General features: G+C 69.6%; 19 protein-coding genes and 1 tRNA gene. 12 read left to right on the forward strand and 8 right to left on the reverse strand.

Annotated features, from left to right (window positions below):
• Positions 1-765: 765 nt before the first annotated feature.
• Entirely contained in the window at positions 766-6141 is a 5376-nt protein-coding gene (locus tag BR70_RS0114390) for a DUF6531 domain-containing protein (protein WP_027466624.1), read from the reverse strand.
• 107 nt (positions 6142-6248) lie between these two features.
• On the reverse strand, positions 6249-6530 hold the full coding sequence (locus BR70_RS0114395) for a hypothetical protein (RefSeq protein WP_027466625.1): 282 nt from the start codon (positions 6528-6530) through the stop codon (positions 6249-6251).
• 207 nt (positions 6531-6737) lie between these two features.
• On the opposite strand from BR70_RS0114395, the gene BR70_RS0114400 reads away from it, so the two are divergent.
• The 6 genes from BR70_RS0114400 (at position 6738) to pstB (ending at position 14385) form a co-directional block, all read left to right on the forward strand.
• Positions 6738-8903 carry an RNA degradosome polyphosphate kinase gene (locus BR70_RS0114400; RefSeq protein ID WP_027466626.1) on the forward strand — a complete coding sequence of 722 codons (2166 nt, stop codon included), beginning with the start codon at positions 6738-6740 and terminating at the stop codon, positions 8901-8903.
• Positions 8900-9847 (forward strand): NUDIX hydrolase, encoded by a 948-nt coding sequence (locus BR70_RS0114405; protein ID WP_027466627.1) that lies wholly within the window; start codon positions 8900-8902, stop codon positions 9845-9847. The genes BR70_RS0114400 and BR70_RS0114405 overlap by 4 nt, the downstream gene beginning before the upstream one ends.
• A gap of 406 nt (positions 9848-10253) precedes the next feature.
• Complete coding sequence (locus tag BR70_RS0114410; protein ID WP_027466628.1) at positions 10254-11363, forward strand: phosphate ABC transporter substrate-binding protein PstS; 1110 nt, start codon at positions 10254-10256, stop codon at positions 11361-11363.
• Positions 11364-11506: 143 nt separating this feature from the next.
• Positions 11507-12457 (forward strand): phosphate ABC transporter permease subunit PstC, encoded by a 951-nt coding sequence (pstC, locus tag BR70_RS0114415; protein ID WP_027466629.1) that lies wholly within the window; start codon positions 11507-11509, stop codon positions 12455-12457.
• 13 nt (positions 12458-12470) lie between these two features.
• Complete coding sequence (gene pstA, locus BR70_RS0114420) at positions 12471-13556, forward strand: phosphate ABC transporter permease PstA (protein ID WP_027466630.1); 1086 nt, start codon at positions 12471-12473, stop codon at positions 13554-13556.
• A 49-nt stretch (positions 13557-13605) separates the two neighbouring features.
• A complete protein-coding gene (gene pstB, locus BR70_RS0114425; protein ID WP_027466631.1) occupies positions 13606-14385 on the forward strand; it encodes a phosphate ABC transporter ATP-binding protein PstB in 780 nt (259 codons plus the stop codon).
• Between the two features lie 213 nt (positions 14386-14598).
• Here the strand turns inward: pstB and BR70_RS0114430 are convergent, their stop codons facing one another.
• The 3 genes from BR70_RS0114430 to BR70_RS0114440 form a co-directional block, all read right to left on the reverse strand.
• A complete protein-coding gene (locus tag BR70_RS0114430; protein WP_035809238.1) occupies positions 14599-15474 on the reverse strand; it encodes an anti-sigma factor in 876 nt (291 codons plus the stop codon).
• Complete coding sequence (gene sigK, locus BR70_RS0114435) at positions 15471-16070, reverse strand: ECF RNA polymerase sigma factor SigK (RefSeq protein WP_027466633.1); 600 nt, start codon at positions 16068-16070, stop codon at positions 15471-15473. The genes BR70_RS0114430 and sigK overlap by 4 nt, the downstream gene beginning before the upstream one ends.
• Positions 16071-16584: 514 nt before the next feature.
• Complete coding sequence (locus BR70_RS0114440) at positions 16585-17214, reverse strand: hypothetical protein (protein ID WP_027466634.1); 630 nt, start codon at positions 17212-17214, stop codon at positions 16585-16587.
• A gap of 127 nt (positions 17215-17341) precedes the next feature.
• Between BR70_RS0114440 and BR70_RS23635 the strand changes: the two genes are divergently transcribed.
• On the forward strand, positions 17342-17503 hold the full coding sequence (locus BR70_RS23635; protein WP_138801981.1) for a DUF2207 domain-containing protein: 162 nt from the start codon (positions 17342-17344) through the stop codon (positions 17501-17503).
• Positions 17504-17556: 53 nt separating this feature from the next.
• Positions 17557-17629, forward strand: a tRNA-Lys gene (locus tag BR70_RS0114450).
• Between the two features lie 117 nt (positions 17630-17746).
• Here BR70_RS0114450 and BR70_RS0114455 read toward each other — a convergent pair.
• Entirely contained in the window at positions 17747-18301 is a 555-nt protein-coding gene (locus BR70_RS0114455; protein WP_027466635.1) for an SGNH/GDSL hydrolase family protein, read from the reverse strand.
• Positions 18302-18441: 140 nt separating this feature from the next.
• On the opposite strand from BR70_RS0114455, the gene BR70_RS21160 reads away from it, so the two are divergent.
• Positions 18442-19257 carry an SGNH/GDSL hydrolase family protein gene (locus tag BR70_RS21160; protein WP_155896895.1) on the forward strand — a complete coding sequence of 272 codons (816 nt, stop codon included), beginning with the start codon at positions 18442-18444 and terminating at the stop codon, positions 19255-19257.
• Positions 19258-19443: 186 nt separating this feature from the next.
• A complete protein-coding gene (locus BR70_RS0114465) occupies positions 19444-19764 on the forward strand; it encodes a hypothetical protein (RefSeq protein ID WP_027466636.1) in 321 nt (106 codons plus the stop codon).
• Between the two features lie 88 nt (positions 19765-19852).
• Here the strand turns inward: BR70_RS0114465 and BR70_RS0114470 are convergent, their stop codons facing one another.
• Together BR70_RS0114470 and BR70_RS0114475 are read right to left on the reverse strand one after the other, a co-directional pair.
• Positions 19853-20785, reverse strand: a complete 933-nt coding sequence (locus BR70_RS0114470; protein ID WP_027466637.1) for an aldose 1-epimerase family protein — start codon at positions 20783-20785, stop codon at positions 19853-19855.
• Positions 20782-21636: a DeoR/GlpR family DNA-binding transcription regulator gene (locus tag BR70_RS0114475; RefSeq protein ID WP_027466638.1), complete on the reverse strand. Its 855-nt coding sequence runs from the start codon at positions 21634-21636 to the stop codon at positions 20782-20784. Before BR70_RS0114475 ends, BR70_RS0114470 begins: the two co-directional genes overlap by 4 nt.
• A gap of 64 nt (positions 21637-21700) precedes the next feature.
• Between BR70_RS0114475 and galT the strand changes: the two genes are divergently transcribed.
• Positions 21701-22798, forward strand: a complete 1098-nt coding sequence (gene galT / locus BR70_RS0114480) for a galactose-1-phosphate uridylyltransferase (protein WP_027466639.1) — start codon at positions 21701-21703, stop codon at positions 22796-22798.
• On the forward strand, positions 22795-23934 hold the full coding sequence (galK, locus tag BR70_RS0114485; RefSeq protein ID WP_027466640.1) for a galactokinase: 1140 nt from the start codon (positions 22795-22797) through the stop codon (positions 23932-23934). The genes galT and galK overlap by 4 nt, the downstream gene beginning before the upstream one ends.
• The last annotated feature ends 68 nt before the right edge of the window (positions 23935-24002 follow it).

Consider the following 24002-nt stretch of genomic DNA (forward strand, 5'->3'; position numbering starts at 1 on the left):
TTGCCCCCTTCTTCTCTCGTCGCCCGCCACTTCCGCCAGTGCCCTGATTCTTCGGGATTGATCTCCGCCGCTCGAAGCAGCCCTGGTCTGCTGCAATCCATTGCTCGCACTCAACGGCCGTCGGACACCAATCCATCACCTGGAGCCCACCTCGCAACCACCCCGAATCGAGGTGGATATTAGACAAAGCGAGGTCGCTGGCCTTGGTCGATAGCACAGCTTCCACCAAGGCCGGTCCGGAAGCCCCTAGGTGCTAGCCACTAGGCGCTTCGCCAAGCTATTTCGCCCCTACTTGCGGACTTGGCTATAGCCGTACACCGTCGGAGCTACTTTGACAAACTTGAGACCCATCCGCAGATTGAACGAGCCAGCGCCAACTTCAAACCGATACAGTGCGTTCGATTCAACCGAGTCGGCTATTTGTTTCATATTCGATCGATCGACTCCGTCTGCGTAGATGAGATTCCCGCAGTCTGTATGGAAGGTCACCTGCGGTTGCGAGCCTCCCGCGCCTTTCGCAGACCGTGAGGACGCAATGTTTGCGTCGGCAGAATCAACTTTGCAGGTTACTTTGATTCGATGAGAATCATCATATCTCCCGAGCCAGGCCGGTCCGACCGTTAATGTCAGGAGAGGAATCACGATGACGCCTAAGACGATTGCTACTGCAATCACTCGATTACCCCAGACGCGTGCCCTGCTTTTCCTCTTTCGAGGCAGCTTCGACGCAACCCGGTCGTCTTCGGAAGAATTCACCATCCGACCCTAGCCCCTGTGCGCGGCTGGGACCCGCACATCGGGGCCTTCAGCGCCGCCTATGGCCCCGCTCAGTAGCGTCCTGCCGAAATTATCGCCTTGCACGTCGCCTCCTGGCCGCGCCACTTCGTTGAGGAGGCTCTGGCCTACCCCCGCCAAGGAATCTGCACCCTTCGCAACGATCGCGCTGACCGTTCGCGACGCCGTCGACACCGCAGCAGGGTCTGCATGTCGACCTGCCGATGCCGCGAGCTCGTCCAGCTCGAGCTTCTTACCAACGACGGACCCGATCTTCGGCGCGTAGGCGCTGGACAGTCCGCTGAAAGCCGTGCCGGTTGCCATTCCCACACCCCCGGCTTGGAGATACCCACCAGCGTCACCTTGCCAGCCCGTTTTCACTCCGTAGTCAGCCATGTTGCTCGTGGCGTTCTGCACACCGCTGGAGATCGCGGATCGCCCTGCTTCCCCGAGCACTCGAGATCCACCCGCTCGTGCTACCCAGCTGATGCTGGATCGACCCAGAGCGGGAACGGCCTTGGACAAGCCGAGTGAAGTCCCTCCTCCAACCGCGCCAGCGACCCCACCGATCAGGGTGTCCACACCGACTGCGCCCCAATCGACCTTCCCGTCCTTCCCGCGATTCGACTTGATCGACATCCCCCCAGCGAGGGCCGCGCCGCCGCCGGCCATCACGGCAATCGCGACCACCGGGCCCATCGGCGTGCACATTGCAAGGACTGTCGCTGCCACGCCGAGGCCAATGCCGATGTTCGAGATCAGCTCCGAGTGCTCGTCGGCCCAGTCACGCACATTGGCGATTGCACCCTGATTCGCATCCCGGTAGGCCTGCAAGTCCTTGTCCGTCGCCGGCCGCAACCCGAGCGGGTCGACGGCTTGCAACGGATCGTTGCCCGCGTACGAGTACGGGTTCCCAGACCACGCGGCACCCAGGATCGGAGCCAGCGGATCGACCGACAGGAAGCCCCGCGCCGCAGGGTCGTACACACGGGCCCCGAGCCACTCCAGCCCTGCGACGGACACCCCACCCGAGCCGGTCAGGGACACCCCCGCGGGGAGCCCGACGTCGGTGACGGCAGCGAGCGCAGCCCACGGGTCCGCAGCATCGGTCGCGCGAGCACTGCGCCAGGCGGGCTGCGTCACGGCATCGCCGATCGCGGTGACACCCCCCGGCAGGTCGAGCAGCGACGTGTCGGCGATGCTGATGAGCGACGGCACGACCGCGGCGGAGTCCCACCACGTGGCGACCCCACCCACCTCGGCGAGCTCACCGAGCGCGTCGACCCAGACGTCGAGCCGACCGGTCTCGGCGTACGAGGCGTCGCGGTCGACGACGGCAGCGAGGTACCCCAGGTCGGACCACGCGTACTCGGTGGTCGACCCGTCGGTGGCGGTCCGCCGGATGCGTCGGCCGAGACCGTCGTGGACGTACTCGATCCGGCCGGCCTCGGTGATCGTCGCGACCAGCTGTCCGGCAGCGTCGTACTCGTGGCGCGTCTCGACACCGCCGACGGTCTCGGCGACGAGTCGCCCACCGTCGTCGTAGGCCCACGTCGAGTCCCCGGCGCGAACGAGCTGCCCGGCGTCGTCGTACTCGTACGACACCGCCCCGGACGGTCCGTCGACCGCGGTGATCCGCGCGTCGGCATCGCGCTCGATCCGCGTGCTGGTGGCACCGTCGAGCGTGGTCGAGGTGTGCGCGACGAGGGCGCCTCGCTCGTACGACCACGACTGCACCAGGTCGCCCGTGGCCGCCTGGACGATACGACCCGAGGCGTCGTAGGTGAACGCGCCGGCAGCGGTGCCGTCACGGTCCACCCCGACCACACGGCCGACGGCATCGCGCCGGTAGGTGGTGCGGGTGCCGTTCGGGTCAACCCGAGCAGTGCGGTTGCCGTCGGCGTCGTACTCCCACGCGACGGACTGGTCGCCGCGGGCTCGGCGGACGAGCAGGCCACGGCGGTCGTGCTGGAGCTCGTGCTCGATCGTCCGGCCTGCACCACGGGTGTGGTCCGACACGACGACAGTTCGGTGGACGGTGTCGCGGGTGATCTCCGCCTGCACCGCACCGTCGACGAGCACGGCCCGCTGGCGGCCGGCTGCGTCGTACGTCCACTCGGTGGTGCGGCCGTCGGGATCCGTCTGGCGGATCTGGCGCCCGGCCGGGTCGTAGGCCGCCATGGTGGTCCGCCCGAGCGGATCGGTGACGGCGACCACGCGGTCGACGGCGTCGTACTTCCGTCGAGTGGTGCCGCCGGCGGGGTCGGTGATCGTCACCAGGCGCCCGCGCTCGTCGTACTCGAACGAGGTGACCCCGTCGAGACCGTTGACGACCTGGATCAGCTGCCCGGCTGCGTCGTAGCGGAACCGACGACGGCCGAAGCGTGCGTCGTGGCTGGAGACGAGCCTCCCGGCCTGGTCGTAGCGGAACCGCGCGGTGCCGGAACCCGGAGTCGACTGCGTGACCACGCGCCCGACGACGTCGTACGTGATCTCCTCGACCTCGCCGGTGGGCAGGGTCCGGGCCACGACACGGGAGTCCGCGTCGTAGGTGAGCGTCGTCCGCGCCCCCGCGGCGTCGGTGGCTGCGGCGGGACGCCCGCAGGCGTCGTACTCGTACGTGGAGCGCGCGCCCGAGGGGGCGACCAACGCGACGACGCGACCGGCGAGGTCGCGCTCGAGTCGGGTCAGTCCGCCTTCGCCGTCGACGAGTTCGACGGGGCGACCGGCGGCGTCGTAGGTGACGAGTTCGGAACCGGTCTCGTCAGACGTTGACTCGACGGGTCGGCCGTACTCGTCGAACCGGACGGTCGCGGTGTCGAAGGCGTCGCGCAGCGTCGCGACACCGGTCGCGACGTCGTCCGAGAACTCCTGACGGACGCCCGTCGGGTCGACGGTCGCCGTCAGCTCGCCGACGACGTCGTACTCGCGACGCCAGGTCGCGCCGGCGGGGTCGGTGACGGCCTGGAGGCGCGACAAGGCGTCGTGCGCGAACGTCCAGACCGCGCCGCCCGGCAACGCGAGCTCCGCCAGGTTCCCCTGGTCGTCGAACGTCCGTGAGACGCGTCGACCCAGTGGGTCGGTCGTGGTCGCGAGTTCGCCGTTCGGGGCGTACTCGAGCGTCGTCCGTGCTCCGAGCGGATCCGTGATCGCAGCGATCCGTGCTCCGGCGGCGTACTCGAAGCGCCAGACGGCTCCGTCGGCGTCACGTCGTTCGACGAGGAGCCCGGCGGCGTCGTAGCGGTACTCGCTCCGTGCGCCGGAGGGGCTGATCGCGGCGACCGGGTGACCGGCCGCGTCGCGCTCGATCCGAGCGGTGTCGCCGACGGCGTTGGTGGTCGAGACGAGCTCACCGAACGCGTCGTAGGAAAGCGTCAGGACCACGCCGGTCGGGTCGACGACGTGGGTGAGGGAGCCGTCCTGCCAGGTCAGCTCCGTCCGGCCGCCGACCGGGTCGACGATGACCGACGGGTCGCGGTCGTCGCCCACGTACTCGTAGCTCACGACGGCACCGGCCTCGGTGACGACCGTCGTCACGCGGTCCTGTTCGTCGTACCCGTAGGTCAGGTCGCCGCCGGACGGCGTGACGGTCCGGGTCTTCCGGCCGCGGTCGTCGTACGCGTGGACGGTCACCGACCCGTCGCGCTCGGTCGCCGACACCAGGTTGCCGTGCCGGTCGTAGCTCATCGACTGGCGTCGGTCGTCGGAGTCGATGACCCCGACGAGACGCCCCTTGGCATTGGCGATGTAGGAGTTCGACCGCGAGCCGTCGTGGTCGGACACCACCGTCACGCGGCCGGGCAGGTACGCGAACCGCACGGTGCGGCCGTGCGGGCTGATCTGTTCGACCACGCGGCGCTGGTCGTCGTAGGTGTTGTCGACCTCGACGACACCGGCCGCACTCGTGACCGTCGTGATGAGGTCGTCGTCGTTCCAGCCGTAGGTCCGGGTGCCGACGGCATCGGTGACCGAGACGAGTCGCCCGCGATCGTCGTACCCGTACTCGACCCGGCGGCCGTCGGAGGCACGGAGCACCGCCACCCGGCCGTCGACGTGGTCGATGTCGATCGAGCGACCGCGCTCGTGCACCAGGCGCACGACGACGTCGTCGGCGTCCCGCTCGACGCGAACCGCGGTGCCGGCCCCGCCGCGCTGTCCGAGCCACAGCCCGGACGGCGAGAAGTCGATGCGCTCACCCTGGTTGTCGCGGACGACGAGCCGGTTGCCCTCGGCCGCGAGCCAGCGGTTCTCGCCGACGCCGCGGGCCCACCCCTCGCCGTCACGTGGGAAGCGCACCTGACGACCGTCGGCGCCGACGAACGACGCGCCCTCGTCGTCGAGGAGCAGGCGGGTCTCGAGGATCGACGCCCACCCCGGACCGAAGAGGCCGACGTGCTGGTCGAGGGAGTTGTACATGCGGGTCACCTGCAGCGCCGCAGATGCACCGGTGAACGCCAGGTCGAGCTCCGGCTCGAGGAAGTTGCCCGTCGTGGTGTTCACCGGGTCCATCGAGTAGCCGGTCGTCGGCTGGGCGCCGTAGGCCGATGGTGGATCGAATTGCAGGTCGGTGCGGGACTGCGAGACCCCGGCGGCAGCCAGGGCTGCGGCGAGCGCGGCGTCCGAGACGGTGGACACGGCGCCCTCGCCGCCAGCTGCCGCGAATGCGTCGGCGATCGTGTTCGCCCACGTGACGTCCTGGTCGTTGGCAGCAAGCCACTTGTCGAACGCCGACACGAGCCCGTCGGCGTTGATCGTGCCCCACGAGCACTTCGTCGCGAAGTCGTCGAGCTTGCCGCGGAGCCCCGCGGGCTTCCCGGCGAGGTCGCTGTTGAGCGAGGTCGATCCGGCGGCGAAGGAACGCAGGTCCTCCGGCTTGGCGGACGAGGTCCCGCCGCCACCACTCCCACCCGCGCCCGGATTCGGGGTCTGGCGTGTGGTCGACTTCGCACTGGCGGGCGCGAAGGTCGGAGCATCCTCGTGCTCGACCTTGGGCGGCTCCGGTGCGCCGGCGACCTTGTCGTGCATCCACTCGAAGAAGTTCCGGTCACCGTACTCGGCGTACCAGTCGCGGGCTTTCTTGCGACGGGCGTTCTCGCGCTCGGCGGCCGCCTTCATCTGGTCGACCCAGCCCGCGACGGTGCGCAGGTTCGTGGCGATGTCCTCGGCGTCACTCTTCGCGGTGCCGGCGTTCTGCGCGAAGAGCTCGGAGAAGTGCCCGCGGAACTCCTGCGATGCGGTGGTGACGTAGGACTGTCGCGAGCCGGCCTGGCCCTCGATCGACTCGGCCGCGCCGTTCAGCGCCGTGCTGAGTGCGTCGGCCGTGCCGTTGTCGAACTTGACTGGCTCGTTGCCGTGCAGGTCCACCATGGTTCATCCCCCGAAGTCGTGCTGATCGTGCTGGTGAAGCGGCCCCACCGACCGCGAACGCCCGGACCGCCGCGAGTGCGACGGTCCGGGCGGGAACAGGCCGGTGCTTACGCGCCGCCACCCGCGGTGAAGATGTCCTGCGAGATCTTGTCGAGCTGCGTGCGGAGCTGCTCGAGCTCGGTCTTCGCCTTGTCCAGAGCAGCCTTGGTCTCCGGCCAGGTGGACCCGCGGAACGTCGCCGCGAGCGGGCCGTCCCAGACGTTCGAGTCGGACAGGATCCGGCCCTGGGCGTCGAGCTGCGAGATCTGGTCGGTGAAACCACCGTTGATGATCGACTGGACCTGACGGATGGCGGTCTTGGCCTGCTCGGTCGAAAGGACACGCGACATGATGAACCTCTTTCATTCGTAGCTGCACCCCCGCGCAGTGGAATCCCCCCGGAGGCTCTGACACGGCCCACCATACCCACAAACCCAGGCAGATGTCACCGTCGGTATATCGTGACCCTTCCTCCACATCCGAACGGTTCACCACCGGTTTCCACAGCGTCCACCGAGGCCCCTCCGGTGGCAGGGGCCGGGTGGCAGGATGTGGGGATGGACACCGAACCGCAGCTCGACGGCGAATCCGTCGCACCCGACCTCGACGACTTCGACGAAGTCATCGAGATCGAGCACGAGTCACTGCCGACGGACCGCTACTTCGACCGCGAGCTCAGCTGGCTCCGGTTCAACCAGCGTGTGCTCGAGCTGGGTGAAGACCGCACGCAGCCCCTGCTGGAGCGGGCGAACTTCCTGGCGATCTTTGCGTCCAACCTCGACGAGTTCTTCATGGTCCGCGTCGCCGGCCTGAAGCGCCGCATCGACACCGGCATCGCCGTCCCGACCAACGTCGGCCGTGCCCCCAGCGACGTCCTGCGTGACATCGCGAAGAAGGCCCACGAGCTGCAGGACCGGCACGCCCAAGCCTTCATCGGGTCACTCAAGCCCGACCTCGACGCCGCGGGCATCCACATCGAGCACTGGTCCGACCTCGACGAAGCCGACCGGCAGCGGATGCGGGAGTACTTCAACGAGCAGATCTTCCCGGTGCTCATGCCCCTGGCCGTCGACCCGGCGCACCCGTTCCCCTACATCTCCGGGCTCTCGCTCAACCTGGCGGTGCGGGTCCGCAACCCGAAGTCGCAGCGCCAGGAGTTCGCGCGCCTCAAGGTGCCGCAGAACTTCTCCCGCTTCATCAAGCTCCCCGACGACAACTCCGGCCGGATGCGCTTCATCCCGCTCGAAGACCTCATCGCGAACCACCTCGACGATCTGTTCCCGGGGATGGAGGTCCTCGAGCACCACGTGTTCCGGGTCACCCGCAACGAGGACGTCGAGATCGAGGAGGACGAGGCCGAGAACCTCATCCAGGCCCTCGAGCGCGAGCTCCTGCGCCGCCGGTTCGGTCCGCCGATCCGCCTCGAGATCACCGAGGACATGGACCCGGTGACCCTCGACCTGCTCGTGCGTGAACTCGACATCACCGAGGAAGAGGTCTTCCGGCTGCCGTCGCCGCTCGACCTCGGCGGACTGTTCGAGATCTCCAAGATCAACCGTCCCGACCTGCACTACCCCAAGCACGTGCCGACCACCCCGGTGCAGTTCCAGCCGGGTGAGCCGAACACGAAGCCCGACCTGTTCCGCGCGATCAAGGCGAACGACGTCCTGGTCCACCACCCCTACGAGTCCTTCGCCACGAGCGTGCAGGCGTTCCTCGAGCAGGCCGCGGCCGACCCGAACGTCCTGGCGATCAAGCAGACCCTGTACCGCACCTCCGGCGACAGCCCCATCGTCGAGGCGCTGATCGACGCTGCGGCCGCCGGCAAGCAGGTCCTCGCCCTGGTCGAGATCAAGGCCCGCTTCGACGAGCAGAACAACATCACCTGGGCCCGGAAGCTCGAGAAGGCCGGCGTGCACGTCGTTTACGGCCTGGTCGGGCTGAAGACGCACTCGAAGCTGGTGCTCGTCATCCGGCAAGAGGGCGGGACGCTCAAGCACTACAGCCACATCGGCACGGGCAACTACAACCCGAAGACCTCGCGCATCTACGAGGACATGGGGCTCTTCACCTCGGACGACACGGTGGGCAAGGACCTGACCCGCCTGTTCAACGAGCTGTCCGGCTACGCCATCGAGAAGAAGTTCAAGCGCCTGCTCGTGGCACCGCTGCACCTGCGGAAGGGCCTGCTCAAGCGCATCCAGACCGAGGCCGCCAACGCCCGCGCCGGCAAGCCCTCGGGCATCCGGATCAAGGTCAACTCGATGGTCGACGAGCAGATCATCGACGCGCTGTACCTGGCGAGCCAGGCCGGGGTGCCGATCGACGTGTGGGTGCGCGGCATCTGCTCGCTCAAGCCGGGCATGGAAGGCGTCAGCGACACCATCCGCGTGCGGAGCATCGTCGGGCGCTACCTCGAGCACTCCCGCGCGTTCGCGTTCCACAACGACGGCGACCCGGCGGTGTTCATCGGCAGCGCCGACATGATGCACCGCAACCTCGACCGACGCGTCGAGGCGCTCGTGCGGCTGGTCGCCCCGGACCACATCAACGAGGTCCAGGAGATGTTCGACCTGGCGATGGCCGACACCGCCAGCTCGTGGCACCTGGAGTCCGACGGCGAGTGGACGCGGCACTCCACCGACGATGCGGGCCGTCCGCTCGAGGACGTGCAGAATGTGACCATGCGGAAGATCTCGGCCCGGAAGCGCTCGACTCGGTGAGCGGCGGTCCCTCGGGCCCCGTCGTCGCTGCGGGTGCGGTCGTCTGGCGCGAACAGGACGGCACGCCCCTCGTGCTGCTCATCCACCGCGACCACCACAAGGACGTCTCCCTGCCCAAGGGCAAGGTGGACCCGGGCGAGGCCGTCCCGACGACCGCCGTGCGCGAGATCGACGAGGAGACCGGGTACCGCGTCCACCTCGGCGCACCGCTCGGCACCGCCGAGTACGTGCTGCCGAACGGCCGCGACAAGGTCGTGCACTACTGGGCGGCCCGAGTCTCGGCGAAGGAGTACGCCCGCGCGGGCGCCTTCGTGCCGAACCACGAGGTCGCGGCGCTCGAGTGGGTGACCATCGACGACGCCCGCAACCGCCTGACGTACGAGCGGGACGTCGCGATCCTCGACCGGTTCGCCGAACGCGCCGCCGCGGGACAGCACCGCACGTTCGCCCTGATCACCCTGCGCCACGCGAAGACGGTGCCCGGCTCGGACTGGGACGGCCCCGACGCCACCCGTCCGCTGCTGCCCGTCGGCCGCTCGCAGGCCAAGGCCGCCGCGGCACCGGTCGCAGCGTTCGGCCCGAAGAAGATCGTGAGCAGCACGGCGGCGCGGTGCCTCGCGACCGTCGAACCGCTGTCCGCCGCGACGAAGCTCGGTGTCTCGAGCACCCCGGACCTCAGCCAGGACGCCCACGACCGCGGAGCCGCCGACGTCAAGGGCGTCGTCCGGCGCCGGCTCGACAAGGGCAAGACCGCCGTGTTGTGCTCGCACGGCCCGGTACTGCCCGACATCATCGCCCGGATCGCCACCGCGACCGCCGACGAGTCCGGCCGCTTCGACCTGCGCCGCGCCGCGATGCTGTCGGTCGGGGACTTCTCCGTCATGCACATCGCCGGGGACACGCTCGTCGCGGTCGAGACGCACCGCAACACGATCCCGGCGTAGCCCGCCACCGGCGGATCGCAGCGGTCCGGCTGCCCGCAGCGCCGCCCGACCGCAGCGCCGGCGGACGGCAGCGTCGGCGGACCGCAGCGTCGCCGCACGGCTGCCGACGCGCCCGGCACCCGGCCACACAACGGGGCCGCGCCGCGCCCGGGAACGCGATCCGGGCCTCCCGACCGCTCGTCCGCGATCATGCGTGCGCATCTTCCAAACGAGCGCACAGTGCCCCCGATCCTGCTCCCTGCGCGGGTGCGGCGCACGCCGCCCCGACGCGGACAACCCCTCGTTCACCTCCCGTTCACCAGCGGGGGTGATTGCGGTCACCTCGCGTCCCTACAGTCGCTCCCGGGTCGGCACCGGCCCAGGGACCGCAGTGGTCCCACTGCATTCCATTCCCGAAGGGACCCCTGTGAACATCAAGCGAATCGGTTCGATCGCAGCAATCGCGATCGCCGGCGCAGTCGTGCTCTCCTCGTGCGCGGCAAACGAGGACGCGGGCAGCACCGAGTCCTCCTCTTCCACCAGCGGCAGCGACTACTCGAAGCTCTCCGGCACCCTGACCGGCTCGGGCTCGTCCGCACAGCAGACCGCGCAGGCCACCTGGGCCGCCGGTTTCCAGAACGAAGCCTCGGGCGTCACCGTCAACTACACGCCGGACGGCTCCGGCGCCGGCCGCGAGAACTTCATGTCGGGTGCCGCGGACTTCGCCGGCTCCGACGCCGCGCTGAAGGACGAGGAGCTCTCGGGCAAGTTCGAGTCCTGCAAGGCGGACACCAAGGGCATCGACATCCCCGTCTACATCTCCCCCATCGCGATCGCGTACAAGGTCGACGGCGTCAGCGACCTGACCCTCGACGCGAAGGCCATCGCGGGGATCTTCTCGGGCAAGATCACCAAGTGGAACGACTCGGAGATCGCCGGCCTGAACAAGGACGCGAAGCTGCCGGACGCGAACATCACGGTCGTGCACCGCTCGGACGACTCGGGCACCACGCAGAACTTCTCGGAGTACGTCTCCGCGAACGCCTCTGACGTCTGGACCGAAGAGCCCAGCCAGACCTTCCCGTACTCGGTCGGTGACAGCGCGAAGGGCACCTCCGGTGTCGCCTCCGCGATGGGCAACGCCACCAACGCCATCACCTACATCGACGACTCCGGTGCGGGCGACCTCGACCGCGCGAAGCTGATGGTCGGCGACAAGGCGACCGAGATCTCGGCCGACGGTGCCGCGCAGGTCGTCGCCGACTCGAAGATCGCGACCGGCCGCGAGGACAACGACCTCGCGATCGACATCGACCGCAAGGACACCGCTGACGGTGCCTGGCCGCTGGTCCTCGTCTCCTACGCCATCGCGTGCCAGGAGTACAAGGACGCCGACAAGGCCGAGCTCGTGAAGGGCTACCTCGACTACGTCGTCTCGAGCGCCGCTCAGGACGCCGCTGCCAAGGAGGCCAAGTCGGCCGCCCTCTCCTCCGACCTCGCGTCGAAGGCCAAGGACGCGGTCGCGTCCATCAAGTAAGGCCCCTTGAGCGCCCGGACGCCGGTCCCACCCACACGACCGGCGTCCGGGCACTCAGCCGTCCAGGACACCACCGGACGGGCACCGCACCACCACCCCAGAACCCGTCGCCTCCCCCGGCGTTCCTCCGACAGGAGTACCCCATGACGACCGCACCGGCCCAGCCAGGGGCCACCGTCACCCCGATCAAGCCGAAGGCCGTCGTCCGTGTCGGCGACCGCGTCTTCTCCGCCGCGTCGGTCATCGCCGGCGGCCTCATCCTCTTCGTGCTCGTGCTCGTCGCCGCGTTCCTCGTGTGGCAGAGCATCCCGGCCTTCTCCGCCAAGGTCGGCGAGCTGCCGGGCAAGGCCACGAACTTCTGGGACTTCGTCGGCCCCCTGGTCTTCGGCACCGTCTGGTCCGCGCTCATCGCGCTCGTGATCGCCGTGCCGCTGTCCCTCGGCATCGCCCTCTTCATCTCGCACTTCGCGCCGCGTCGACTCGCGCCGGTCCTCGGCTACGTGATCGACCTGCTGGCCGCGGTGCCGTCGGTCGTCTACGGCCTCTGGGGCATCGCCGTGCTGGCGCCCCTGGTGAAGCCGTTCTACGTGTTCCTGAACGAGTACGTCGGCTGGTTCCCGCTGTTCTCCGGCCAGGTGTCCGGCACCGGCCGCACGATCCTGACGGCGTCGATCGTCCTCGCCGTCATGGCGATCCCCATCATGACCGCGGTCATGCGTGAGATCTTCCTGCAGGCCCCGACCCTCAACGAGGAAGCGGCCCTGGCCCTCGGCGCGACCCGCTGGGAGATGATCCGCCTGTCGGTCCTGCCGTTCGCGAAGTCCGGCATCGTCTCCGCGATCATGCTCGGCCTCGGCCGTGCACTCGGCGAGACGATGGCGATCGCGCTGGTGCTGTCGGTCTCGACGAACGTCACGTTCCAGATGCTGACGTCGCAGAACCCCTCGACGATCGCCGCGAACATCGCCCTGCAGTTCGCCGAGGCCTCGGGCACCGCACTCAACGCGCTCATCGCGTCGGGTCTGATCCTCTTCGTCATCACCCTGGTCATCAACATGCTCGCGCGGTACATCGTCCGCAGCCGAGTCAGCTGAGAGGTCGCACCCGATGTCCCTCGCGCTCCGTCAGACCGGCACCGCCGGCAACGTCTACGCCAACGGCAAGCTGCACGCCTCCGTCCCGTGGCTGCTGCTGGTCGGCAGCTGGGTCGCCCTCGTCCTGGTCTTCGCCCTGCTCAACGCGGGTGGCGCCGTCAAGGACTTCAACGTCGTCGCCGCGATCTTCCTCGGCACGGTCCTGTTCGACGTCCTCATCGTCGTCATCTCGCGCATCGTCGAGGGCGGCCGCAAGGCGGTCGACCGCCTGGTCACCTCGCTCGTCATCACGGCGTTCGTCATCGCGGTCCTGCCGCTGGTGTCGCTGCTCTGGACGGTCATCGCCAAGGGCATCGCCCGCTTCGACGCGAACTTCTTCTCGTACTCGATGCGCGGGGTCATCTCCGAGGGCGGCGGCGCGGTCCACGCCCTCATCGGCACGCTCGAGATCACGCTGTTCGCGGCGCTCATCTCGGTGCCGATCGGCCTGCTCACCTCGATCTACCTGGTCGAGTACGGTCGCGGCGCCCTGGCGAAGGGCATCACGTTCTTCGTCGACGTCATGACGGGCATCCCGTCGATCGTCGCCGGTCTGTTCGCCTACGCGCTGTTCGCGCTGTTCCTCGGCCCGGGTGCCCGCTTCGGCCTGGTCGGCTCCGTCGCCCTGTCGGTGCTGATGATCCCGATCGTCGTGCGCTCCACCGAAGAGGTGCTGAAGATCGTCCCGATGGAACTCCGCGAGGCCTCGTACGCCCTCGGGGTGCCGAAGTACCTCACGATCCTCAAGGTCGTGCTCCCCACCAGCCTCGCCGGCATCACCACCGGCGTCATGCTCTCGATCGCCCGCGTCATCGGTGAGACCGCCCCGCTGCTCGTCACGGCCGGCTTCACCGCGAGCATGAACTACAACCTGTTCCGTGACCCGATGATGACCCTGCCGGTGTACGCGTACACGCAGTACTCGCAGCAGGGCGCCAACCCGGTGCCGTTCGTCGACCGGGCCTGGACCGCGGCCCTCGTGCTCATCCTGATCGTGATGCTGCTCAACCTGCTCGCCCGGTTCATCACCCGTCTCTTCGCCCCCAAGCTCAGCCGCTGACCCTCCGCCCCCGCGGAACCAGCGACACCACCCACCCAGAAGGATCAACGTGTCCAAGCGCATCGAGGTCGACGGCCTCAACGTCTACTACTCGAAGTTCAAGGCGGTCGAGGGTGTCGACATCACCATCGAGCCCCGCACCGTCACGGCCTTCATCGGCCCGTCGGGCTGCGGCAAGTCCACCTTCCTCCGCACCCTGAACCGCATGCACGAGGTCATCCCCGGCGCATGGGTCGAGGGCTCGGTCAAGATCGACGGCGACGACCTGTACGGCGCCGGCGTCGACCCCGTGCTCGTCCGTCGCCAGGTCGGCATGGTCTTCCAGCGTCCGAACCCGTTCCCCACGATGTCGATCCGCGACAACGTGCTCGCCGGCGTGAAGCTCAACAACAAGCGCGTCTCCCGCTCCGAAGCCGACGACATCGTCGAGCGCTCGCTGCAGGGCGCGAACCTGTGGAACGAGGTCAAGGACCGCCTCGACAAGCCCGGCATGGGCCTGTCCGGTGGGCAGCAGCAGCGTCTCTGCATCGCCCGCGCGATCGCGGTCGAGCCGGACGTGCTCCTGATGGACGAGCCCTGCTCGGCCCTCGACCCGATCTCGACCCTCGCCATCGAGGACCTGATCGAGGAGCTCAAGAAGGAGTTCACGATCGTGATCGTGACCCACAACATGCAGCAGGCGTCGCGCGTCAGCGACAAGACGGCGTTCTTCAACATCGCCGGCACCGGTGCACCCGGCAAGCTCATCGAGTTCGACGACACCGCGACGATGTTCTCGAACCCGTCCGTGCAGGCCACCGAGGACTACGTCTCGGGCCGCTTCGGTTGATCGGCATCCGTCCGTCGCGCTGACGGACTGCCTGGAGGCTCGGTGCACGTCCGCCAAGGACGCGCACCGGGCCTTCTTGGTTGCGGCGGCGTTCGTGGTCGCGTCGGAGCAACGACTGAGCGTCATACGGACGCGGAACGACGAAGCCGCTGTCGTGTGACAGCGGCTTCGTCGTTCTGCGTCGGTGGCAGTCCAGCAGGACCGCGCGTCGCGTCAGGCCGTGGTGGTGGGGACCGCCATGATCGGCGAGGTGGTCGGCTGCTCGGAACCGCCCTCGGGCTCGACCGTCATGCCGATCGTCGCGCCCTCGGACATCGCGCCCTTGAGCACGGCGGAGTGCACGCCGTCTGCTGCACCGTCGACCAGGCCGGCCGACTTGATGGTGCCGCCCTGCTCCTCGGAGCCGATGTACCAGAGCTCGTACGTCTTACCCTTCGGCGCCTGCTCGACACCGTCGAGGATCACCGCGGACTTGCCGAGGTCGTTCGACCACACGACCGTCGCCGAACCCCCGCCCGCGACCTTGGTCGTGGTGCGCTGGAAGTCGGACGCGGCGTAGATGCGGTCGAGGCCGCTCGAGGCCTGCGTGGTGCCGGTGCCGGAGCCGTTCGGGTCGAAGATCGATCCGACGCCGAGTCCGCCGAAGAAGACCGCGGCGACGGCAGCTGCGGCCGTCAGCATGACCGCCGGACGCTGGAACCAGCGGCGGCGAGCCTCGGAGGAAGCCCGGCCACCGGCGGTGGGGCCGTCGGCGATCGAGGCGACGTGCCTGGCGGGCTCGGGACGGGCCTCCTGGACGGAGGTGGTCTCGGCGACCGGGATCTGGTCGACCGTCGTGTCGGCGAGGGGTGCGGCCTGGGGGGTCGTGGCGATCTGGGCCAGCAGCGACGCCTTGAGCGACGCTGGGGGCTCGATCGGTGCGACGGCGTAGGCGAGCTGCAGCGCGGTCTCGCGCAGCGAGTCGTTCTCGGCCTGCAGCTCGGGGGACGTCCGGAGGGCGTCCTCGAGGAGCGCGCGCTCGTCGTCGGACAGCGCGTCGAGGGCGTGGGAACCCGTCATCAGTGCGGGGTCGTCGTGGCGTTCGGTCATGAGGTCACCCCCATCTCGTCTCGGAGTCGGATCATCCCGTCACGGAGACGGGTCTTGACGGTGCCGATGGGGACACCGAGGTGTTCGGCCATCTCGCTGTGCGAGTAGCCGCCGTAGTACGCGAGTTGCACGGCCTGCCGCTGGAACTCGGTGAGCTTCGCCAGCGCTCGGCCGACGCGCTCGTGCTCGATGCGGATCTCGACGGACTCGGAGACCTGGTCGAAACCGGCCTCGAGGTCGCGGATGCCGATCTTGGTGTCGCGGTCGTGCGACGACTGCGAGGCACGGACCCGGTCGACCGCTCGGCGGTGGGCCATGGTGAGGACCCAGCTGGCCGCGGTACCGCGCTTCCGGTCGAAGCGGGTGGCCTGCTGCCAGACCTCCAGGAAGACCTCCTGCGTGACCTCTTCCGACTGCGCGCGGTCCCGGAGGAGGCGCGTGATCAGACCGAGGACCCGACCGGAGAGTGCGTCGTAGAGGTCCGCGAAGGCGGCTTGGTCACCGGCGGCGACCCGGGCGAGGAGGTCGTCCGGCGATGCCTGAGCTGGCTCTGACGAGCTCCAGCGTTCGGTGTCGCTATCCACGAGGGCAAGCATTGCAGGTTTCCCTCCTCTCGGTTGCTTTCGTTGACCAGGCGGGTAGCACGAAGCCTCCGCATGGGCGGTCGAGACGAGGGGCCGGCGTGACCCACAGGGAATTGACCGGCGGTGCCGGTCCGGGTCACACCGGGCCTCTCGCTTCGTGACGGGCATTCCGACCGTCACGCAGATGATTCGGCGCGGTCCCCGCTGTGGATTGGATGGGGGTCGGGATTTCTCGGCAGGATGGGCGCGGCGGGCCTTCGAAGGGGTTCCCGCGGGCACGCCCGGGGCCGGTTCTGTCCACCATGAGTGAACAGGGTCGAGTGATCAGCCAGCGTCTCGTAGACTTGGTGTCGCCGGGCCGCAGCAAGCCCCGGGCTCCAAAATTCGCCGCTTCGAGCGGCCTCGCGCCGAGAGGCGCTTCTGCGGCCCGGTCTTTTCATGCCCGGATGCGTTCCGTCATGCCCGGATGCGTTCCGGACTGCAGCGCGGGCCTGGAGGCCCGGTGCGGGTCCGTCCCGCCGCGCGCTCAGTCCAGGCTGTCGCGGCGCCAGAGCGCCGCCGCCTCGGTCAGGTCGGCCGCCAGCTCCGTCAGGCGGAGCGCCCGCGTCGTGAGTTCGCTCGCGCGCTCGGACGCGACCAGGTCCGACTCGTCCGCCACGGCCGTCGCGCCGGCGGCGGTCAGACGGCAGAACGACGCCCCGCGGTCGAGCGCCACCGCGAGGTCGCCCGTGTACAGGCCGTGCAGGATGCGGTCGGCGAGCGTCAGGATCTCGGCCGGGCCCGTCGGTTCCTCGGCACCAGCGACCGCCTGGTCGATCGTGCCGATCTGCGCCGTACCCCGCTCGAACAGGTACGCGATCTCCTCCGGGTTCTGCCGGATGACGATGCGCACCAGGTACACCCGCCAGAGCGCCCCCGGCAGGGTGTGTGCCCCGACCCGTGCCCACAGCTCCGCGATGGCGTCGATGCCGTGCACGTCGGTGTAGGTGACGAGCCGCTCGACCACGGCGGGGTCCGGGTCTTCGCGCACCCGGTGCAGCAGTGCGTTCGCGGTCTCGTGCGCGACACGGTTCACCAGCGCCGGGTCCTCACCGCCCTGGATGGCGGCGAACTCGGCGTCGGTGAAGTGGACGGGACGGTGGTGATCGCGAGGCACCGCAGCAGTGTAGGCGCGGCCGGTGACACGCTCGCGTCCCGTTCGCCCAGAACGCAACGGCTGCGCCACGCGTACCGTGTTGCGGCAGGGAGGCGCTCCTCCCTGCACGTGAAGGAGAGGATCTTCCATGAACGCCCTGCTCATCATCCTGGCTGTGATCGCAGTCATCCTGCTGTTCGTCGGCGGGTTCGCCGCGAGCCTGAAGTTCCTGCTCTGGGTGGGCATCGTGCTGCTGGTCATCGCGGTCATCGCGTGGCTGCTGCGCTCGCTCACCGGACGTCGGGGCTGACCCGGACCGACGGTTCCGTCCTGGAGGCCCTCACCCGCTAGCCTTGCGGGTGAGGGCCTCTAGCTCAGTTGGTAGAGCACCGGACTTTTAATCCGAGGGTCGTGGGTTCGAGCCCCACGGGGCCCACACCCTCCCGAACGCCGGCTTTTCATCCGAGGGTCGTGGGTTCGAGCCCCACGGGGCCCACACCCTCCCGAACTCCGGCGAGCCCGCGGGGCCCACACCTTCGCGAACGCCGCTGTGTCAGGCAGACGCCCCACCGGCGGCGATGCGGATGGCGGTGGACAGGATCGCCCCGGCCGTGGTGCCGGTCGCGACCGTCGGGTGGACGCCGTCGACGTCGGCCGCACCGGACGCGTAGGTGCCGTCGAGGCGACGGACCGGGAACCAGGGGTCGACGAGCAGCCACCCCCGATCGGCCGTGAACCGCGCGAGGTCGCGGTTGTGGGCGAACCCGCCGGCGGCACGGTCGATGTGGTCGGCGCCGTAGTCGGTCAGGTTGGACGGTGCGACCTGCCCGATGACGACGTGGTCGGCACCGACGACCTCGACGATCGCCGCGATGTTGTCGCGGATGGTCGACCGACCCACGCCGAGGCGGATGTCGTTGGTGCCCACCATGACGACGAGGACGTCGGCATCCACGGGGGCCACGGCGTTCCGCACCGCCGCCGACGTCGCGCCGCTGATGCCGACACCGCTGACGAGCCGCAGATCGGTCCCGGTCAGGAACCGGGTCCAGGAGAACGAGTTCTCGGGGTTGGTGATGCTGTCGCCGGCGTAGGTGACGGTCGTCACGGGAGCTCCCAGGGTCGGTTTCGGTCGCGGGTGTCCAGCCAACCACGCCCAGGACAGCGCTCCGCGTGCCGCCAGCGGTGTTCGCGGACACTCCTCACCGGTCAGCCGAGGTGCGGATCGGGCCGCGTAGAATCCCGGCCGTGGCCCGACGAACCGACGGCGGATGGCCGGACGGTCCCCGTTCGCTGCTGCTCAGACGACGACGCCGGAGGCGACGCCTGGTACCGGCTGTCGCCCTCGGCGCGATGAGCCTCGGCGTCGCCGGGCTCCTCGTCCTGCTCCCGACGGTGTCGGACGCGTGCCAGCCGGATCCGGCAGCGCCGACCGTGTCGGCGAGCGAGGCGGCATCGGCGATCGCCGCCGGCTCGGACGTGCTCATCGTCGGCGACTCGTACACGACCGGGCGAGGCTCGTACGACGGCATGCACGGTTGGGCGCAGGACCTCGTCGCGGAACGCGGCTGGGACGCCACCATCGACGGCGTGCCCGGGAGCGGCTACGTGAACACCGGAAGGTCGCACTCCTCCGCACGGACCTACATCGCGCGGATCGAACGGCACGCGTCCCTCGATCCCGAGCTGGTCATCGTGCAGGGCAGCCAGAACGACTGGCTCGTCGACGCCGCGACGCTCGAGTCCCGCGTCGAGCAGACCCTGCGGACCGCGGAGCGACAGTGGCCGGACGCGGTCGTGGTGGCGATCGGCCCCTCGGCACCGCAGCCCCGCGCGAAGACCACCGTGGCCATCTCGGCGGCGGTCGCCGCCGGCGCACGAGACGCCCGGGTGCCGTTCATCGACGCGATCGACCGGCAGTGGTTCACGTCGGCCAACAGCGCGAGCTACGCGGCGGGCGACGGGCAGCACCTCAACGACGACGGGTACCGCTACCTGGCCGACAAGATCGACGGGGCGCTCGAGGAACTCACCAGGGCCGCGCCGAGCGAACGCTGCTCCTGACGGCGCGACCGGGCGCCGGGGGCCGCGGCACCGGGGTACAAGTCCTCCTCAGCGGGCTCATGGCGGATCCCCTGCACAGCCCAGCCCGCCCTCAGCGGATTGTTGGCATAGCGCCGATAGTGTCGTTCCCGGATCCGATCGACGGATCCTGCAACACCGCACCACCACGAACGAACGGGGTACACCGTGATCGAGCCCATCGAAGCCACGCAGACCAGCACCACCGGTGACGCGCGCCGCATCGTCGAGCTCGCAGCAGCGACCAACACGACGATGAGCAACGAGCTCCTGCTCGACACGCTCCGCCGCAACGCCCAGGTCACGACCCGCCACATCCGCAAGGACTTCATCGAGGTCGCGACGGCCACCGCCGTGCTCGGCTACGTCTGCCGGCAGCGCAAGGACTTCATCGCGCTCCGTGGCGACGACCCGGCATGGGCGCACGAGGTCGGCCGGTACGCGACCGAGTCCCTCGCGGTCGAGGCGCTCCGGATGCGCCGCGGCTGACGCCCGGCTCCCGACACGAACGACGAAGGCCCCGCCGGACACCCGGCGGGGCCTTCGTCGTGTCAGCGGTGCGCGCCGACCGGAGTCCTCAGGACCAGACGCGGCGGATCCCCCACGAACCGGTCCAGGTCTCGTCCGGCTCGAGCCAGCGCAGGCCCTCGCCCGAGTTCAGGGCGTTGGCGGGTGCCGTCATCGGTTCGACCGCGACCGCCAGGCCCTTCCCGTCGCCACGCGGGTACTCGCGCGACGTGAAGACCTGCACGTAGGGGAACGAGGCGTCCTGCCAGAGCTCGACCCCGTCGCCCTCGGGCCCGTGCATCGTCGTCCGGCGGATCCCCTCGGCGTCGGGGGTGACGTCCTTGTACGCGGTGTCGAGGTCCGAGTCCCCGGCCCGCCGCCCCTGGCGCAGGTCGTAGGGCGTGCCCTCGACCGGCACCGAACCGTTCGGCACCTTCTGCTCGTCGACGGTGAACGCGGTCGCGGCGTCGAGCGTGACGACCAGGTCGTCGGCGGGGGTGTCCCCGGCGCGCAGGTACGGGTGCGCACCGATCGCGAAGGGTGCACGGACGCCTGAACGGTTCGTGACCTCGTGCGTGACGCGGATGCCGTCGTCGACGAGTTCGTGCAGCACGCGCGTCTCGAGGGTGAAGGGCCACCCGTGCTGCGGGTGGATCGTCGCTTCTTGCTGGATCGACGTCTCGGTCTGCGAGACCACCCGGTACGGGGCGAACCGGAGCAGTCCGTGCGACGCGTTGCCGTACTTGGGCTCCGAGACGTCGAGTTGCTGCCGCTTGCCGTCGAGCTCCCACACGCCACCGGCGACGCGGTTCGGCCAGGGTGCCAGGACGATCCCGTTCGCCCCCGGCGGCTGCTCGGTCACGGGGAACGGCTCGGTGATGTCGAAGCCGGCGACGCGGAGTTCGCGGATGCCCGCGGCGACCTCGGTGACCACGGCTTCGACGACCCCGTCGGGCCCGGCGTGGTGGAGGCGGTACTGGCCACCCGTGGGTGCTGCGGTCATGGGGTGTTCTTCCTTCCGGCTGGTTCGGTGTGCTGCTCGCCGTCGGCGACGATCACCTGGGCGCCGGCCGCCCGGATCGTGGCGACCGCGGCGGCGTCGGCCTCGGCGGTGACGACGACGTCGATGTCCTCGAGCGCGCGGACGACCCCGATGTGGGCCCGGCCGAACTTCGACCCGTCCGCGACCACGACGGTACGCCGGGCCGTCCCCGCGAGCATCCGCTTGGCCTCGGTCTCGGGCAGGTTCACGTTCGTCAGGCCGTGGTCGACGTCGAGGCCGGTGCCACCGAGGAACACGAGGTCGGCGGCGATCATCGGCAGGACCGCGCCGTTGAAGGGCGCGACGAGTGAGTGCTGCAGGGGTCGGAGGGTGCCGCCGGTGACGATCACGGTGAAGCGCGGGACGGCTCGCTCGAGCGCGAGCGCCGTGGTGAGGGAGTTCGTGACGACGGTGACGCCGGTGAGTTCGGTGCGCGCCACGAGCGCCTCGGCGACGGCGGCGGGCGTGGTGCCGACGTCGAGGACGACGCACTCCCCCGGGCGCACCAGCGCCGCCGCCGCACGGCCGATGGCCGCCTTGGCCACCTGGTGCTCGACGGCGGTCTCCTCGAAGGGGCGCTCGGTGGACCCGGCCCCGAGGCGGACCGCACCCCCGTGCACCCGGCGGATCCGGGCCTCCTGGTCGAGGACGGCGAGGTCCTGGCGGACCGTCACCTCGCTGGTGCCGAGGGACGCGGCCAACGCGGCCGTCCGGACCATGCCCGGGGCGCCGTCGACGATCGCGACGATGCGGTCCTGCCGCAGGGGCGCGGGCAGCGCGCCGGCGAGGAAGGAGAGGTCGGCGTCCGTCATGTGGACAGTTTCGCTTGCTTCCGATGCCTTTCGCAACGCTTCGGATCGGCGCTAGGCTGTTCCGGTGATCACCAAGCGCGTGACGAAGCTCGCGGACGGCCGCGACCTCTTCTACTTCGACGACGCCGACTCGACGCTGCCCGCAGAACGCAGCATCGACGAGCGCGTGCTCGACCCGCGGCCCGAGACGGCGCGGATGCGGCAGGACGTCCTGACGGGCGAGTGGGTGTCGATCGCGGCGTCCCGGCAGAACCGGGTGTTCCTGCCGCCGGCCGACCAGGACCCGCTCGCGCCCCAGAGCCCGGCCAACCCGTCCGAGATCCCGAGCCGCTACGACGTCGCCGTGTTCGAGAACCGCTCGCCGTCGTTCGGCCCGCTGCTCGAAGCCGACGACGCTCCCGAGTCGCTCGAGTCCCTGAGCGACGTCGGCCTGAACCGCCAGCTCCGCTCGGTCGGCCGGTGCGAGGTCGTGTGCTTCTCGCCCGAGACCTCCGGGTCCTTCGCCTCCATCTCCGAGTCGCGTGCCCGCACCGTCGTCGAAGCCTGGGCCGACCGCACCGCCGCACTCTCCGCGATGCCGGGCATCCAGCAGGTGTTCCCCTTCGAGAACCGGGGCGAGGCGATCGGCGTCACGCTGCACCACCCGCACGGACAGATCTACTCGTACCCGTACATCACCCCGCGCACCCAGCGACTGCTCGCGAGCATCGAACGGTTCGGCCCGGACCTGTTCGAGCAGCACCTGGCGAACGAGCGGGGTTCCGAGCGGGTCGTCCTCGCCGGCGAGCACTTCACCGCCTTCGTCCCGTTCGCCGCGCGCTGGCCCATCGAGATCCACATGCTGCCGCACCGTCACGTCCCCGACTTCGCCGGCCTGACCGACGCCGAGAAGGACGAGCTGGCGCACATGCACCTCCGGCTCACCCGTGGGCTCGACGCGCTCTACGGCGACCCGACGCCGTACATCGCCGCGTGGCACCAGGCACCGGTGCACACCGCCCGCGACACCGTGCGGCTGATGCTGCAGATCACCTCGCCGCGACGTGCGGCGGACAAGTTGAAGTTCCTGGCCGGCAGCGAAGCCGCCATGGGCGCCTGGATCGGGGACCTCGTGCCCGAGAAGGCGGCCGAGTTCATCCGACAGGGAGTCGAGCGCGCATGACGTTCCAGCAGGTCTACGGGTACGAGCCGACGGTGCGGTACTCCGCCCCGGGTCGCGTCAACCTGATCGGTGAGCACACCGACTACAACGACGGTTACGTGCTGCCCTTCGCGATCGACCGTCGCACCACCGCCTCCATCGCGCAGCGCGACGACCGGACGATCCGCGTTGCCTCCGCCTTCGACGCCACGAGCGAGCCGGTGGCGCTGTCCCTCGACGACCTGTCGCCCGAGGCCATGAACGGCTGGTCGGCGTACGTCTTCGGCATCGCCTGGGCCCTGCGCGAGCAGGCCGGAGCCGATCTGAGCGACAAGACCGGGTTCGACGTCTTCATCGAGTCCGACGTCCCGGTCGGTGCGGGCCTGTCGTCCAGTGCGGCGATCGAGTGCGGTGTCGCGCTGGCGTTCAACGACCTGTGGGAACTCGGCCTCGACCGGAAGACCCTGGCGCGCGTCGGGCAGTACTCGGAGAACCACGCCGTCGGTGCCCCCACCGGGATCATGGACCAGTCCGCTTCGCTGCTCGGCGAGCAGGACGCCGTCGTGTTCCTCGACTGCCGCACGCTCGACACCGCCGTCGTCGACCTGGCGCTCGAGGCGAACGGGCTCGAGGTCCTGGTCATCGACACCCGCGTCGAGCACGCCCACGCGACCGGTGGCTACGCGGCTCGTCGGGCCTCGTGCGAGAAGGGTGCGCGGGTGCTCGGTGTCGAAGCGCTGCGCGACGTCAGCGTCGAGGACCTCCCTCGTGCGCAGGAGCTCCTGGACGACGAGACCTTCCGCCGCGTTCGGCACATCGTGACCGAGGACCAGCGCGTCCTCGACACCGTCCGCACGCTGCGCGAACAGGGCCCGAGGACGATCGGTTCCCTGCTCGTCGCGTCGCACGAGTCGATGCGCGACGACTTCGAGATCTCCGTGCCGGAGCTCGACCTGGCCGTGGCGACGGCGGTCGAGCACGGTGCCGTCGGTGCCCGCATGACCGGGGGTGGGTTCGGCGGCGCGGCGATCGCGCTGGTCGACCAGGAGTCGCGCGGTGTGATCACCGCCGCCGTCACCGCTGCCTTCGCCGACGCCGGGTACCGCGAGCCGAACGTGTTCACGGTGCACGCCGCGCAGGGCGCCCGGCGCGACTGACGGCTGCGGCGCGCGCGGCCGCTCGCGGGCTCGACGTTTCGCGCTCAGCGACAGCTCACGCGGCGATC

The sequence above is a fragment of the Curtobacterium sp. UNCCL17 genome (assembly GCF_000686685.1).
Classification (GTDB): domain Bacteria; phylum Actinomycetota; class Actinomycetes; order Actinomycetales; family Microbacteriaceae; genus Curtobacterium; species Curtobacterium flaccumfaciens.